At 67.2% G+C, this 13,904-nt stretch carries 16 protein-coding genes; all 16 read right to left on the bottom strand.

Translation table 11 applies throughout. From position 1 onward, the window contains the following. Nucleotides 1-8: 8 nt before the first annotated feature. The gene (locus OHS81_RS21590; RefSeq protein WP_328386315.1) at nt 9-1,016 is read right to left on the bottom strand and encodes a hypothetical protein; all 1,008 of its coding nucleotides are present in this window, start codon (nt 1,014-1,016) and stop codon (nt 9-11) included. Between the two features lie 11 nt (nt 1,017-1,027). Beyond that, the gene (locus OHS81_RS21585) at nt 1,028-1,849 is read right to left on the bottom strand and encodes a phage distal tail protein (RefSeq protein ID WP_328386314.1); all 822 of its coding nucleotides are present in this window, start codon (nt 1,847-1,849) and stop codon (nt 1,028-1,030) included. Between the two features lie 52 nt (nt 1,850-1,901). Further along, entirely contained in the window at nt 1,902-4,601 is a 2,700-nt protein-coding gene (locus tag OHS81_RS21580; protein ID WP_328386313.1) for a phage tail protein, read from the bottom strand. A 3-nt stretch (nt 4,602-4,604) separates the two neighbouring features. Continuing rightward, nucleotides 4,605-4,925 (bottom strand): hypothetical protein, encoded by a 321-nt coding sequence (locus OHS81_RS21575; protein ID WP_328386312.1) that lies wholly within the window; start codon nt 4,923-4,925, stop codon nt 4,605-4,607. Between the two features lie 59 nt (nt 4,926-4,984). Then, nucleotides 4,985-5,332, bottom strand: coding sequence for a phage tail assembly protein (locus tag OHS81_RS21570; protein ID WP_328386311.1), 348 nt, complete (start codon nt 5,330-5,332; stop codon nt 4,985-4,987). A 43-nt stretch (nt 5,333-5,375) separates the two neighbouring features. Further along, nucleotides 5,376-5,984: a phage tail tube protein gene (locus OHS81_RS21565; protein WP_328391323.1), complete on the bottom strand. Its 609-nt coding sequence runs from the start codon at nt 5,982-5,984 to the stop codon at nt 5,376-5,378. A gap of 72 nt (nt 5,985-6,056) precedes the next feature. Continuing rightward, nucleotides 6,057-6,470 carry a hypothetical protein gene (locus tag OHS81_RS21560; protein ID WP_443058742.1) on the bottom strand — a complete coding sequence of 138 codons (414 nt, stop codon included), beginning with the start codon at nt 6,468-6,470 and terminating at the stop codon, nt 6,057-6,059. Beyond that, nucleotides 6,467-6,754, bottom strand: a complete 288-nt coding sequence (locus OHS81_RS21555; protein ID WP_328386309.1) for a DUF5403 family protein — start codon at nt 6,752-6,754, stop codon at nt 6,467-6,469. Before OHS81_RS21555 ends, OHS81_RS21560 begins: the two co-directional genes overlap by 4 nt. Before the next feature lie 324 nt (nt 6,755-7,078). Continuing rightward, nucleotides 7,079-7,453, bottom strand: coding sequence for a hypothetical protein (locus OHS81_RS21550; protein WP_328386308.1), 375 nt, complete (start codon nt 7,451-7,453; stop codon nt 7,079-7,081). 9 nt (nt 7,454-7,462) lie between these two features. Beyond that, on the bottom strand, nt 7,463-8,434 hold the full coding sequence (locus OHS81_RS21545; protein WP_328386307.1) for a P22 phage major capsid protein family protein: 972 nt from the start codon (nt 8,432-8,434) through the stop codon (nt 7,463-7,465). Nucleotides 8,435-8,509: 75 nt separating this feature from the next. Further along, nucleotides 8,510-8,932: a hypothetical protein gene (locus OHS81_RS21540; protein WP_328386306.1), complete on the bottom strand. Its 423-nt coding sequence runs from the start codon at nt 8,930-8,932 to the stop codon at nt 8,510-8,512. Between the two features lie 157 nt (nt 8,933-9,089). Then, nucleotides 9,090-10,076: a VG15 protein gene (locus OHS81_RS21535; RefSeq protein ID WP_328386305.1), complete on the bottom strand. Its 987-nt coding sequence runs from the start codon at nt 10,074-10,076 to the stop codon at nt 9,090-9,092. Beyond that, entirely contained in the window at nt 10,060-11,499 is a 1,440-nt protein-coding gene (locus OHS81_RS21530) for a phage portal protein (RefSeq protein ID WP_328386304.1), read from the bottom strand. Before OHS81_RS21530 ends, OHS81_RS21535 begins: the two co-directional genes overlap by 17 nt. A 17-nt stretch (nt 11,500-11,516) precedes the next feature. Next, the gene (locus tag OHS81_RS21525) at nt 11,517-12,743 is read right to left on the bottom strand and encodes a terminase (RefSeq protein WP_328386303.1); all 1,227 of its coding nucleotides are present in this window, start codon (nt 12,741-12,743) and stop codon (nt 11,517-11,519) included. Nucleotides 12,744-12,894: 151 nt separating this feature from the next. Next, nucleotides 12,895-13,155, bottom strand: a complete 261-nt coding sequence (locus OHS81_RS21520; protein WP_328386302.1) for a hypothetical protein — start codon at nt 13,153-13,155, stop codon at nt 12,895-12,897. Nucleotides 13,156-13,201: 46 nt separating this feature from the next. After that, nucleotides 13,202-13,636, bottom strand: a complete 435-nt coding sequence (locus tag OHS81_RS21515) for a phage terminase small subunit (RefSeq protein ID WP_328386301.1) — start codon at nt 13,634-13,636, stop codon at nt 13,202-13,204. Nucleotides 13,637-13,904: the final 268 nt, after the last annotated feature.

The raw sequence follows: 13,904 nt of genomic DNA, 5'->3' as shown, positions 1-13,904 counted from the left end.
CACCCCCTCTACTTGTCCAGCGGGTACGTGATCCCGGTGAAGGCCGCCCAGGTGGTCACGCCCTCTGGGACGATCAGCCGGACCTGTCCCGCCGTGGTGAAATCGATCTTCATCGGGACGCCGCCGGCAGCCGCAGCAACTGGGCTGTACCGCTTGGGATGGAAGCCGTCCGGAAGGGCCTTTGCCAGGGCTACGCCGTCATTGGGCGGCTGGCCCTTCTTGGTCCAGCTGATGCCGCCACGCCACTGCATGTGAGGGACGCCGGCGATCGTGATGCGTCGATAGCGCAGAGGGCCGGCGTTGTTGCCGTCGTTGTTGTAGCCCTCCGCCAGGGCGACGGGCACCCAGGCCACGGCCGCCTCCGGGGAGGGGTATGGCGTCCAGGCGGAGCCGTCCCAGCGCTCCAGGCCGCCGGCGCTGTCGCGGTACTGGCCCACGTAGGCGCCGGACCAGCTATCGGACCAGCCGGGCGGGTTGATGCCGCCAACGGAGGCTGTGGTCCGGCGCCGGTCGGTAACGGCGGTGGCCCAGTCCAGGCCGCCGGTCCACTGGGACGCGCCGGCCGGGATGGTCACCTCATACAGAAGTTCCGCGGTGCCGGCCACGACTGGCGCAACGGGGTGGGCGGAGGCGGTGCCCTGGATGACCTCCAGACGGGCCACGTCGTACCCCGCGGCGTCGTACTGCGCGTCCAGGACGCGGATCACCACGGCGTCAATGCGCGGGTGCTGGTAGTCGCCATCCGCAAAGGCCAGGACCTCCGGGGCTGTGACGGCTACGGGGTAGGCTCCCTGACCGGCCCGGCCCTGGACGATCGCCCGACCCGTCCCGATGGCTGCCTGCATATCGCTGACGCGGGCCAGGGCGAAGGGGTCGCCCCCAGGGATCACGCCGCCGCGTGTGGTCATCTCGCCTGTGGGCGTCATGGTGCCCACGGGGACCAGCCGTGTGTCCTCCCGGCTCTGGCCGGCTCCGCACTCGGAGCGGGTGACCAGCCAGCCACTACGTACCGTCAAGGTGTTTCTCCTTACCAAAAGGCAGAGCGCCAAAAGATCGAGACTGAGGCGCGGGGGTCGTCGTGACCGCGCTCCGCGCTGAACCGGAACCGGGTCAGGCCCGGCTCCAAGGTGAATGTCCGCTCCGGTGCACTGCGGGCCGTAGCGGTGTCGAGACGGGAAGCACTCCCGTTGAGGACAGCCGTCCCGGCCGCGCAATCGACCGTGAGCGTGTCGTCCGGGGCCAGAGCCACGGCGTACTCCAGGGACCGGCCGCTCTCCTCATCGATGAGGGCGGGGAGCTTGAGGGGGCCGTGGAAGACCACGACCGGGTGAGAAGGGGCTTCCCCGGTGTTCTCCGCCTCCAGCCACCCGTCCCGGGCCTTGGTGCTGTCCCAGTCCAGGGGCCAGGTCAGCGGCCAGGCAAGGCCAGGTTCAGCCCGCGGGAGTCTCGTTGTTGCCACGCGCTGGGGCACTTCGTAGCGCCGGGGGTCGGATGCCTCCCACACCAGGGAACCGGTGGGCTCCCCGCGGGTGTAGGTCTGATCCGCAGTGAGGGCGCGCTTGGTGACACGGGCCCACATCAGCCGGCGAGCGCCGGCGAGTTGGATCACAAGGGGTTGTTCCTCCTGGCGAATGCCGGTGACCCGGCGGAGTTGGTCCAGAAGGAGGGGGAAGTCCTGGTGGCGGGCCGGCAGGATGCGGAAGTCCCACGTAAGACTCCGGGTGCCGGCCAGGAGCGGGCCGGGCCATGCCCCGTGCTGGGTGGGCATGGCCACGGTCCCGTTCTCCAAGTCCGGCAGGTCGTCCCAGCCGGTGAGCTGCACCCCCACGTAGGAGGTGGTCTCTCCCAACAGGAGGCCACCCCACTGCATTTGACCATCCCGGGTTATCAGGTCGTCCACGTCACCCCCTGGCCTTCATGCGCCATTCCAGTTCGCGGGCCACTTGCTGGGGCGAGATGCCGCCCGCATGGAAGTTCTCGATCTGCACCGACGCACCCCCGCCCGCCGGGCCCAGAACGCCCAGGCCGGATGGGGCCGGAACATGTTCCGGCTTCATCGCTGCGGACCCTCCGACCCACATGGAAAAGTTGTCGGTAATCCCGCCCAACTGGCGCCGAAGCAGCGGTACTTGATCGGAGATTCCGGTCATGAAGCCCTGCATCACCAGGCGACCATTGGGCGTCAGGATGCGACGGTCCACAGCCGGCGGGCCCTTCCAGGAGGTCAGGCTGTGCGTCAGGTTCTGGAGGGTGTTCTTCACTCCCGAAATTCGGGAGGTAATACCGCTGATGAAACCGCCCAGGAGCTGCCGCCCAGCGTTGACCAGATAACCCCCGAGGTTCCCCAGGGCACTCAGGGCCCTACCCGGAATGCTCCGAAAGAAGGCCATGATTTGAGGTGCGTGAGCCCGAAGGGCTGCACCCATCTGCATCAGTGCCATTCCAGCAAACTGGGCTAGCTTGGGTGCCATTTTCAGAATGTAGGCCGGCGCCTGTACCGCCAACCTTGCGAAAAGAGGGAGAATTTTACTGATGCCCAAGAGGACGATTTGACCGATCGCCTTGAAGATGGTTCCGAAGTGCGTCATCATTCCAGTGAGCAGCCGCTTTGCGGCATTGATCGCCCCGGAAAAGTCACCCTTGAGAAGGCTGGTGATCAGCTGAATTGCTGGCACCACGATATTCTTGATCTGGGACGCCAGGAGACCCGCGAGAATTCCAGCGAGTTTGCCGATGATGGCAATGATCGGAGTGATCACGGGCATGAGCGCCTTTAGTGCGCCCATCAATGCTGTTCCCAGCGCAGTGACCAGCGGGCCAAGGGCCTTCATCAATTGCCCCAGGGCGCCGCCGATGGTGGCCAGCGCTGGCGCTAGTGCCGCGATGAGCTGCCCGGCGATTTTGAAAACGATTCCCAGAAGTTGGCTGGCGATCGTGAGAATTGGCCCGAGAATTGCCGGCAGTTGGGCGAGAATTGGCTTTAGCGCACCCATCAGGGTATTCACGAGTTGGCCAATCAAGGCGCCTACTCGAATAAGGACGGGCCCCAGCGCTCCCGCCAATTGCCCGACCAATTGGCCAATAATTGGCAGAATGGAACCGAGCGCAGAGGAAAGCGAAGAGACCACGGGCCCCAGCGCGCTACCCAATTGCGCGGCCAGTCGGGCAAGAATTGGCCCGACCGTCGCGGCCAAAGTCTGAATCGGTCCGGCCAGGTTTGTTACCAGTGAATTCAGTAGCGGCATGACGGCCCGGAGGGCAGCCCCGAGCGTTCCGGAGATGACGCCGCCCAGCGCCGAAAGCGTCTGGAAAAGGGCCGTGAATGTTGCCTGTGCTTGCGGCGTCGCGGTTATTCGTGCGGCGGTTGCGGCTATCTGGGAGAGCACCCCCAGAAACCCCGCGCCGGCAGCGGCGGCCGGCCCAAAGACGTTGGCCAGTGTCGTACCGATATTCGCCAAGGTGCCGAACAGGGTTCGCACCATGGCTAGGGCGTGTTCGATGGTCGCTTGCATGGCGCCGGAGTTGAACGCCCCGGTCATTTTCTGGGACAGCGATTGCAGGGCGGTGCCGGCAGATGCTGTCAGCCGCTGGAATGCGGGGGCGGCTGCGGCTCCAATCTGGGTCAGTCCCTTGATGAGGATTGCCGGGAGACCGGAGAGATTGCGCAGGCCCGCCGTGGCCCCGCTTAGGGCCTGTCCCAACGTCCCGTTACTGGCCAGCGTCTTGACCGCGCTCATGGCGCCGGTGGCCATCTGGTTGAGGGCTCCAGCCGCTCCCGTGAGGCCAGTTCGTAGGACAGGCAGCACGGAGGAAGCGGTCCGGGCCAAGGAGTCGCCCAGGCCCTTGAAGAGGGCGCCCTGTACGGAGGTCTGGAGGCCCTGCCAAGCCGGCTTCAGGGCCTGCACCTCTGTGACGAACGCACGGGCGGAGGGCGCCAACTTCGCCATGGCGTCCGCGTCGCCGGCGAGCGCTTCTGCCACGCCGCTCATGCCGATCTTGATTGCCGCGCCGGCGGCGCCCACAGCCAGGAGGGCCGGGGCCGCGAGGGCAGCGGCCGGCGCCATCTGCGCCAGGGAGGACGCCAGGCTGGCCACGGCCGGGACCGCGGAGGCCACGGAGGTGAGCCGGCCCAGGCTGCCCATCAGTGACCCCAGACCGGCCCCTGAACCGCTCAGGCCGGACAGGGAGTTACGCAGGCCATCGATGCCCGACCGGTCCGCCTCGATCCGCACCCGTACGACCGGGGGCGGGGTGATGCCGGCCAGCTCTGCGCGAAGTCGGGCGATCTCGCCCGGGGCTATCGCCAGACGGACGAAGACCTTGGCCTTGACCATGGCCAGCCCGCGCCGAAGGTCCGCAGCGAAGCGGGCCAAATCCGGCTGGACCGGAATCCGCACTGTCTTGATGCTGCGCTTCGTGCGGTCCAGGTCCGCCCGGAGCTCCGGCGCGAAGCGCGAAACGTCCGGCAGAACCTTGACCTTGACCTGGGCCCTTGCCTCGATCCGATCCAGGAAGGTTTGTGTACGGGCTGCGAAACCGTCGGTGGCCGGCAGTACGCGAATGGCGAGCCGGCCGACTTCCCGCCCTCCGGGTCCGGCCATGAGTCACCCCCGTATGTACTTGTCTGGCAATGGCTGGGCCAGCGGATGGCGCGAGAGATTCAGCGCCGGACGCTCGGTTTTGGGCTGCGGCGTCTGAACAGGCTTGGGATCGCTTTTCAGCTTTCCGCCGTTCACGCGCACGTTGTTGGCATCCGCGAAGCGCACGGAATTAAGCAAGTGCGCCAGGAGATAGGTCTGAAGGGTCCAGCCCCGGTGTTCGGGACCGCCCGCCAGTGAGGCCGCAAGCGCGGCGTCTTCGGGTAGGTGCTCGGACAGATTCCACACACGCCGCGGGGCGAGAGTGCCGCGCCAGATATCGGCCAAGTCCAGGCCGTAATAGCGCTGTAGGTCAGCTCTCAGGGGCCCGCCGTGGCCGTCGTGAATTAGCTGTCCGAGTCCGGCGCTTCCGGGGCCTGGGTCGCCTCCTGCCACAGGTTCACAACGCGGACGTACATCCCCAGCGGCCAGCCCTTCATTTCGTCAGCCATGGCCTTGGGGTCGTCCGCGATCACCAGGAAGAGGTCCCGGAGCTGTGGCTCCAGCTCCTCCAGGTTGTTGGCATTCTTCTCGAATGCCTCCAGGAGAACGCGGGCCGTCTTCAGGCCCTCTCGGGACAGCATCAGAAGATTGCGGAGCTGGACCGTGTTCCCGGCCCGGGTCTGGATCGGAAGCGCGGCGTATTCGCTCTGAGCCTCCACCATGAGGTCAGCGCAAGACAGAATGGCACTCATTGGGAACTCCCCCTAGTCGATGATGGTTTGAAGACGGGCCGGCTCAGTCCGCGATGAACGGTGCCGGCCGGGAATCGGCGGAGGCCGGGCTCTTGGTCCCCGGCTTCGGGAGGATCTGGGCCCACTCGCCAATTGCGTTGTCGATGAGGGAAGAACTCAGGAACGTGCCGGTGATCGGGAAGACCACGAACTCATCCGTGGCCATTTCGATGGAGTCGGAGCCCAGAAGGCTCACCCGCGGGTGCCACAGGGGGACGAACTTCTTTCCGTCCACGAGGATGACCAACAGGGACTGAATCTGTGGAATCGGTGTGGCCGGGATACGGATCGATCCATCCGGCTGGATGGCGTCCTCCCCCGCACCGAAATAGAACCGGTACGTATCCGCGGTTGCCTGGAGGGCCTGAAACGTCACGGTGTACGTGATGTCAGGGGTAGTCATCCGCAACTTGGCATTCTGCCAAGACCCCAGCGCTTCCGGGTCGTCACCGTCACGGCCGAATTCCGGGAGATCCTCCCGGCTGGTGTGGCCAATGTTCGTCCACTCCGGGCCCGGCTTCAACGGGTCGAGAATTCGAGTGGGCTTAGGCGTATCAGGGTCAGCGAAAAAGATGTAGCCGGAGCCAGCCACAATGGCGGCGTCGTCAATCATGGCCACAAGGAGCCTCCATCAGGGCACAGCAAGGCAGCCGCAAGGCGGCGCCAAAGCAAGGGAATTGGGGTGTCAGAGAGGCCGCGCCGTCACGCGGTAAGTCGCCTGGAAGCGGAAGAAGTCCGGGCCCGGCGTCGGGTTGCCCGTGCGGATCTCGAAGGGACCTGCCACGTCTTCACCGTGGCTCAAGTAGCCGTCCCAGCCAGCGAATTGAGCACGGCAGGCATTCAGGAGAACGGCCCGCGCTGTGCGAGCCAGGGCGGACGCTTCACGCCGGCCGGAGGCCGCGCACTGCACATCGATCACGGCGGCGTCCAGGCCCACCGGATCGACGGCCGCGCCGGCAACCCGGCGGGCCACCACCAAGGGAAGAGCCCCCGCCCAGTCGTCCGGCCACAGCACTCGGACTGTGGCGCCCGTGAGTCCGGCGCGCAGGGCATCGACCACCAGGGCATCCACGTCCGGCAGGACAGGAACACCGTTCATGTCAGGCCCGCCTCAATGGCGTGGATGCCCTCCACGTAGGTGCCACCGCCGGGGGTCCAATGCCCGTAATTGATCGAGACCACGGCCGGGTCAGCAATGCTCACCGTGGAGTCCACAGTGTTGGTTTCCACGTCCAGGGAGCCGGCCAGTTCGCCGGTATCCCGGTGAGCGTTGACCACGGCACGCACCCGTGTGGCCCTCTTGCTGAGTTCGCGGCTTACCTCTGTCTTGACCTGGGGCAGGTGAGCCACGATGCGATCAAGATTCGGGTCCACGCTCGCCATGGGCTGTCCCTCTCTTTCGGATCGTCGCTACGTCAAAGGCGGTCCGGCGTGTTCCACCGAATCGCTGCACGTCCCCCACCACGGCCCAGGTCTGACCGCGCCACTCCACCCGTGACCAGGGGCCGGCGGGCAGCGTGCGGGCGTAGACGCGGTAGGTCGTGTCGGTCAGGTAGCCGTTCTCCGTGGCCTCGTCGTTGCCTGCGGGCATCACCCGGGCGCGAAGGAGGATGGGCTCCCCCGGGGCTGGCTGGGTGCCTCCGTAGCCGTCAGCGATGCTTGCGGCCGGGTAGACCGTGACCACCTCCGGTCCCCGGTCCAGGAGGCTCACAGGACACCCCCATGACGCTCCACCTGGACGGAGTACAGGCCGCCGATGCCGGCCTGTGCACGGATGAGCTGGACCTCCACAGGCGTCAGTTCCACGCCCGTGGGAGCGGTGGCCGGCAACTGGTATTGGTAGCCGCCCTGGCTCTCCGCCCGGTACCCCTCGGGGTTCCGGACACGGCGCTCAGCGACTGCCAACACCACCGCCACGACCACCGCCGGCGCTGTGGCCGGGTCGGGCCACGGCAGGCCGTAGGCCCGCACCATGGCGGAGACATCCGCAAGGGCGGCCTCCGCCATGACGCGCTCTTCGTCATCCAGCCGGTAACCCAAGCGGGCGGTCAGTTCCTCCACGCTGGCCAGCGGCTGTGTCATGGCGCCGCCTTACTTCGCGGTCCGGCGCGGAGCCGGGGAGGGGGCCGGCGCGGTGGCGTTGAGGTCCAGCTTCACCGCACGAACAAGGGCCTTCTCCCGCGTCCCGTCCGGCCGCTCATCCCCCACGGGATCGCGCATGACGTTGAACCCGCCGAAGATGTTGACCACGGACCGGTCACGCAGGCGCGCAGAGTCGTAGTCCCTGATCCAGCGCATGGCCAGACCCTGGTACGCCTGAGACGCGCCGAAGGCGGCACCATCCGGGATCGCCGGCGCGCGGGTGGCGACAGCGAAGGCGGACGGCACGAAGGCGTAAGCGGCCTCCGGGTCGATGGCCTCACTGGTGACGACCGTGAAGCCGGCGATCCGGCCCACGGTGGCCTCCTGGAGGGCGGAGACCGCCGCGCCCTCACCGGTGGAATCCATCCGGTTGAACCGCTCGGAGAGAAGGATCTTCTCCTCCACGTCGGAACCCACCAGGAGGTACCGGCCGCCCTTCGGGACGAAGGAGCGGTTCAGGGCCTTGCGAGCGGCGACCACGGACACATACGGATCGCGGCCGTCCAGGGGCAGGGTCGTACGGTAGGGCGCGTTCTCGATCAGGGCGGCCACGTTGTCGTCAACGGCTTCCGCAATCGCGCGGGTCTGTGGCGCGAGGATCTTTTCCCCGAAGTCCGCGATGTCCAGCGTCAGTTCCTCGTCCGTCACTGGGACCGCGCTGTAAATGTCCTTGTGGAGGCTGACGTCTATCCGGTCCTCGTGAAGCTCATCCATGACGATGGCCTCAGACCGATCATTGCGCCAGCCGTATTCGCGAGCCTTCAGCCGGGCCGGGATGCGGATGGTTACGGTGTCGTTCTTGGCACCGACAAAGTTGAAATCACCGTCCGTCCACACCAGGTTGGTCAGGACAAGATCCCGCTCCAGCAGACCCAGGGCCGCGGATGCGATGACTTCAGGCTTAAGAAAACGATTCGCCATTGCGGCGTCCCCCTAGGGCATAGAAAAAGCCCCGGTCAAGGGGCTGTGCAGGTATGAGCGCGGCGCGCGGGTCGCTCAGCGCCGGCGGCGCGGGATCAGGCCCGCCAGAGCGGCCGGGTCCTTCGGTGTGGTCTTCTCGCTGGGGTCCAGACCGCCACGGCCCAGCCCAACGGCACGCGTGTGGAATGCCTCTGCCAGCGCCTTGGCGTCCGCCTCCCGGGCCTCTTCGGTCTCGCCGGTTACGCGGGCCGCCAGCACGTCCGGGAGCCGGTACGTACGGGCCAGGCGCTCCCGGTGGAGATCGGTCTCCAGCTCCGCCACCCGCGCTGTGGCCGCCGCGAAGTCCTCCGGGCTCTTGGCCTTCGCCAGCGACTCCCGCAGCTCCTTGGCGGCCACGCGGTACTTGGCGGCCTCCTTGCGGACGCCGGCCAGTTCAGTGCGTGCCCAATCAGGAAGCCCGGTCTCGTCCCGCTCGGAGTCGCCTGCCGGGCTCTCCACGGCCGGCTCCTGGGGCTGGCCGGCGTCTTCCGGCGTGGGGGCCGGAACATGTTCCGGCGTCGTCTCGTCGGTCTCGACAGAGGGTGTGTTCTGCTCATCCAAGGGAAGCCTCCCGGGGCCAGGCAGCCCGTCGCCTGGACGGGCTGGAACAAAGTGGTCAGGTAGCGCGGCGACGCTCGCGCCGCTGGCTGTCGATGTGCCGGCGCCATGCGGCTCGGGCTTCAGCGCCTGCAAGCCCCTGCGTCACCCGGCGCCAGTCCTGCGCGTACTGCGCGGAGGCGTCCGGAAGGAAGGCGGTCCGGGAGTAGACCGGGACCGTTTGGCAATGGCATTGATCGTGGTACTTCTGGAGGTCTTCCGGGTCTTCAACAGGTGCTGTTCCGCGTCCCGTTCGGCCACGGATGCCGGCGATCTCGCGGGAGCGGTAGACCGCTCCGCGGCTGGCCAACATCGCGCACCAGGAGCACGGGTCACCATCCGTGACGCGTGCCCAGCCGATCACCCGCGGGTCCGCGCGGGAAGCGTCGCGGAGCAAGTCCCGCCCGCCCCGCAGAGCTTCGCGGTCCGCGGCTCCCGCCGAACTGGTGCCGGCGTCACCCATGACGCTCTCCAGCTCCTCCAGGAAATCCGCGTCATCCAGCCGGCCGCGCTGATCACCACCAGATACCCGCCCAATGCCCTGATGGGCACGGATCGGGCCCGTGACGACCAGCGACGTTTGGGCCGCCGCGTCCTGGCCGGTGATGTCCTCCTCCGGCCACTCGATCTCCTCGACCTGGACGGCCTCCCCATCGTCCGGCAGCTCCACATGAGGGGCACCGGTGTACTGCGCCCAGTCCTCCCGCAGCTCTCCCAGCGTCACACTGTCGCTGGCACCGTCGCCGGCCAGTGGTGGCAGGGTGTAGCCGGTCTCAAGGGCCCGGTGCAGTCGGTAGACCGATGCGGCGGCCTCCCTCGATCGTGTCCGCTCCCGGCGGATCACGGTCAGGATGGAGGCCAGCCACGCGGTAGCCGATGCGGTCAGCGACGTGGGCGAGACTCGCTGCCAAGCCGCCAGGGCCTGTGCTGAGACTCCCGCGCCGATGCGGGCCTGTACGCGCTGGTGATCAACGTAGAGCCGCGATAGCTCACGCTGCTGCGGCATCGTCGGTCGGCTCCTCCCCATCGGACGGGGTAGACGCTGGGGCCGGGGCACTGGCGCGGGTCAGCGAGTCAGCCAGCCGGAGGGCGGGATCATCGTCTTCTTGCATCTGCGCCCATTGCTCCACGTCCGTGGCAGTCGCCCCGGGAATGCGGGACCACAGCGCGCGGGCCGGCACGTTCAGCATCTGCACCGCCTTACCCAGCGCATCCACCGTCTGAGACAGCGAGCGGGATTCGGCGTCCTTCCACAGGACTTGTGCCTTGTCGTCCTCGTCCACGCCGGCAATTCGCCCACACAGGCGGAGGGTCAACTCCCAGGATTCGCCGAACACGTGCTTGTACTCGTCCACGGCCCGGGTCAGTGCTGCCTCTGCGGCGGCCAGTGCCTCCGCGGACAGGTTGATCAGGGAGCCAAGGAGATAGTGGGGTGGGGTCTGGCTCACGGCGGCCAGCGCGCGGACGGCAGCCTCAATCGCCTCAAGGAACCCCGACAGCGGGGTTTCATCTAGCTGTTGAAACTTCGTGTCCGGGTCGGGAGCCACCAGGAAGCGCGATGCGTCCGCCTGAATGGGCACCACACGCGGCTTGCCCGTGCGGGGGTCGTAGACGATTTCCCCGGTTTCCGGGTCGCGCTCGAACTCCGGCGCCATGCCGCTGATGGTTCGCACCTTGAACGAGCCGAACGACTGGGCCACGAGAAGATCAAAAGTGGTCTGGTTGACCCGATCCTGGATCGGGATCATGGGCTCCACCACGCCCGTGACCACGCCCTCCAGGTCAATGTCCGGAGCGAAGCGGATCACGGGGCACACGCCCAGGTTGTGGGCGCGGAAGCCGGCCACCTGGGGGCCGTCCTTGCCGCCGATCACCAGCTCTGTGACGCCCTCCGCGTCGTACAGCCATGCCCGCTGTTCCTCACCCTCCTGGGGGTGGTCCTCCAACTGGAGGGCCCACAGGGGGGTTTCATCAGCGGCAGGGTCCTCGTACGCCGCGTACATCAGCCGGGGTGATACCCCGCGGATGATGGCCCGCGAAGGGTCCGCCGGATCGGGCAGGACCGTGACGAAGGCTTGTCCGTAGGCCAGCGCCGCCCGGTGTACGGCCATCTGCCGGCCGTCCATGCGGTTGGTCTGCCATGCCTCCCACTCCACCGACGTGGCCGCCGGATCGCCGGCCTGGCCGGCACGGCGGTAGCCCTCAACAGCCAGGGCCTGGGCCGGCGTCTTCACCAGCAAGGGCAGCCAGTTAGACACCGCACGGCCAGCCAGGAGCTTGTACTCCTCCGACGCGTTGCGCGGCATGTACGGGCCGTCATGGTCGCCATTGAGGTACCGGTGGATACGGTCCAGCCGCTCCCGGTCAAACCCCAGCTTGGTGAGGCCCTTCTCTGCCGCCTCCAAGGGGGTGACGTTCGATACAGCCACAGCCACCCCCCTGGGCGCTAGAAGAAGAACACGGCCCCGGAACGTTCACGGGGCCGTTGCTTTCCGGACTCAAGGAGTCGATGGCGGGCAAGATCCGCCAACAGGGTGGCCGCATAGGCGTCCACCTTCCGGCCGCTCTCCCGGCTCTCCTTGCCAAAGGAGAGACCGAACCGGTTGGGCCGGCGCCGGGCGTTCAAAACGTGCCGACGCAGAGTGCGACCAAGCGGAGACGAAGCTCCGCCGTGTCGTACCTGGCCGTTCTCAATCGCGGAGACCAGGCGCTCATTGGCCACCGTCAGCTCCTGGAGGCCGCCGCGCATGTCACGTCCCACCGCGGAGAGCGTGGAGGCACGGACCAGGAGGCGGTCCCGGTAGTCCTCCGACCATGCGTCGATGGTCGATTCCCACAGGGCCACGTCCGCGAAGAACGCAGACACGGCGTACCGCTCCAAGGCGCTGCGGACCGCTCCGTCCACTTCGTGGCGATCCACCTCCCAGCCGTCGCCAGCCGGGCCGTCCGGGCGCTCCCAGACCCCCAGGGGCTGGACCAGCCGGTCCCGTACGCGAACAGCTACGAGACATGTGGCGTCGTCGCTCTTGCCCCCGTCAAATCCAAGCGTGATCTCGTCCCCGGGCTGTAGCGCATCATCACTCGCGCAGGCGTCCCAGTCCTCCGGGGCTATGAGCTGGTCCTCCGCGGTCACCAGCTGGTTGAGGAACATGCGCTGTGACCGGGCGCGCGGCATTACGCCGCTGTAGATCGTGGAGACGATCCAATCCACGTCCAGCCATGTGGCATCCCCGCGGGCCGCGATGATGCCAGCGCGGAGCTGGTCCGGGTCCGCTAGGTCAACCGGCGGGGCCTCCACGCTGTCGTAGTAGACGCCGGAGTCCCGGGCCTTGCCTTCGGCCACTTTGCTCCAGGCGTGCCAGGTCTGTTCCGCCACGCTGTCCTCACCGGGCAGCGGGGCGTTAGTGATCTCCATGGTTCGCGCGCCGCCACCGCGGGACTTGCCGACGTTGCCGGCGATCGTCTGGGCCATCTCGTGGCCGGAGTTCGCCTTAATCCAGTGGTGCGTCTCGTTCAAGATCACGAAGGTGGCGCGGCCACCCTCCAGCGTTCGCGGAGAGGAGGTAACCGCCTCGATCACTCCGCCCCGGGCGGAGTAGATGATCTCCTTGCCCAGGTCTAGGCCGTGCTCCTCGATCAGTTCCGGGGAGCACATGGGCCCAAAGAGGCGCATGGTGTTGCGGGTCTGGTCTCGCGAGACGGCCGCCACCTGGACCCACGGAGCCTGATGTGGCACCGCGTACGGAGTCCCGTCCGCCCGCCAGCCGCCGAAGCGGGAGGGGCCGCAGAACTCGACCAGGGCCAGGGCTGCAAGGAACGGGTCCTTACCGGGGTAAGCCCCAGCCCTTCAATCGGCGGATCGTTCCTTGCCGGCGCACGAAAACGCCTGCGCTGTCGATCTCGAACCACCGCAGGACGATCCGGACTTGTTCGTCCGTGAATCGCCAGGGCTGGCCGGCATCAGGGCCGTCCGGCTGCAACAGGTAGCGGGAGGTCCATTCAAGGACCTCCCACCCCAACGTGCGATTCTCCGGCGGCACCGCGTCCGGCCACGTGCGGACTGGCTCCAGTGAAAGGGCTGTCATGGGCTCACCTCCCCTCGAACATCACCGCTCGCAGGGGCGGCCGGCATCAGCCGTCGGAAGAGCCGGCGGCCTTGCGGTAGGAATCCATGAGCGTCACGCGGGCAGCCTCTCGCGGGTCGTCCGCGCCGCTTTCGCGCTCCAACTCCACGCGGGCCCGTCGCCGTGCGCCCTCCGTTGTCAGGAGATCCGTCATGCCGGATAGCACCGCCTGGAGTAACTGGGCGGAGAACTTGCCGGAGTTGAGATTCCTACTCATGGCCTCCGCCAGATACAGGGCAGTGGCCCAGTCGCTGGCCTCGTAGAACTGCGCCTGTCCGGACTGGACCAGCGACGCGTACCAGCGCCCGGCAATCGGGTGCCAATCCTCGTCCGCCGGCGGTACATCCGGGGCGACTCCACCAGGAGCCTTCACCACGTCGGGGCCGTCGCCCTTGTTGCGCCGGCGACGCTGATCACTGCGCTTCGGGACGGGGCCCGGCATGGTGTCACCTCCCATAGAGTGCAGATACGGAACAGACGCGGGCGGGGAACTATGGATCAGGGCATAGCTGCGGTACTGGGCGCGGTAGTTGGCGCTGTCGCAGCAGGCGGCGGCACGTACCTCACTGCAAAGTCATCGGAGCGCCTACACAAGAGACAAGCGCGCAGAGAGGCTTACGCGGGGTTCCTTCAAGACATTGCTTCGCTTGAAAGTCGCCTAGGCCAAGCGCGGGCCCTCATGAATCTGGAACCTACACAGAGGGAGGCGT

This window comes from Streptomyces sp. NBC_00400 (assembly GCF_036048035.1).
Lineage (GTDB): Bacteria > Actinomycetota > Actinomycetes > Streptomycetales > Streptomycetaceae > Streptomyces.
Note: the sequence above shows the minus strand (reverse complement) of the source record. Positions and strands in the feature narration are given on the sequence as shown.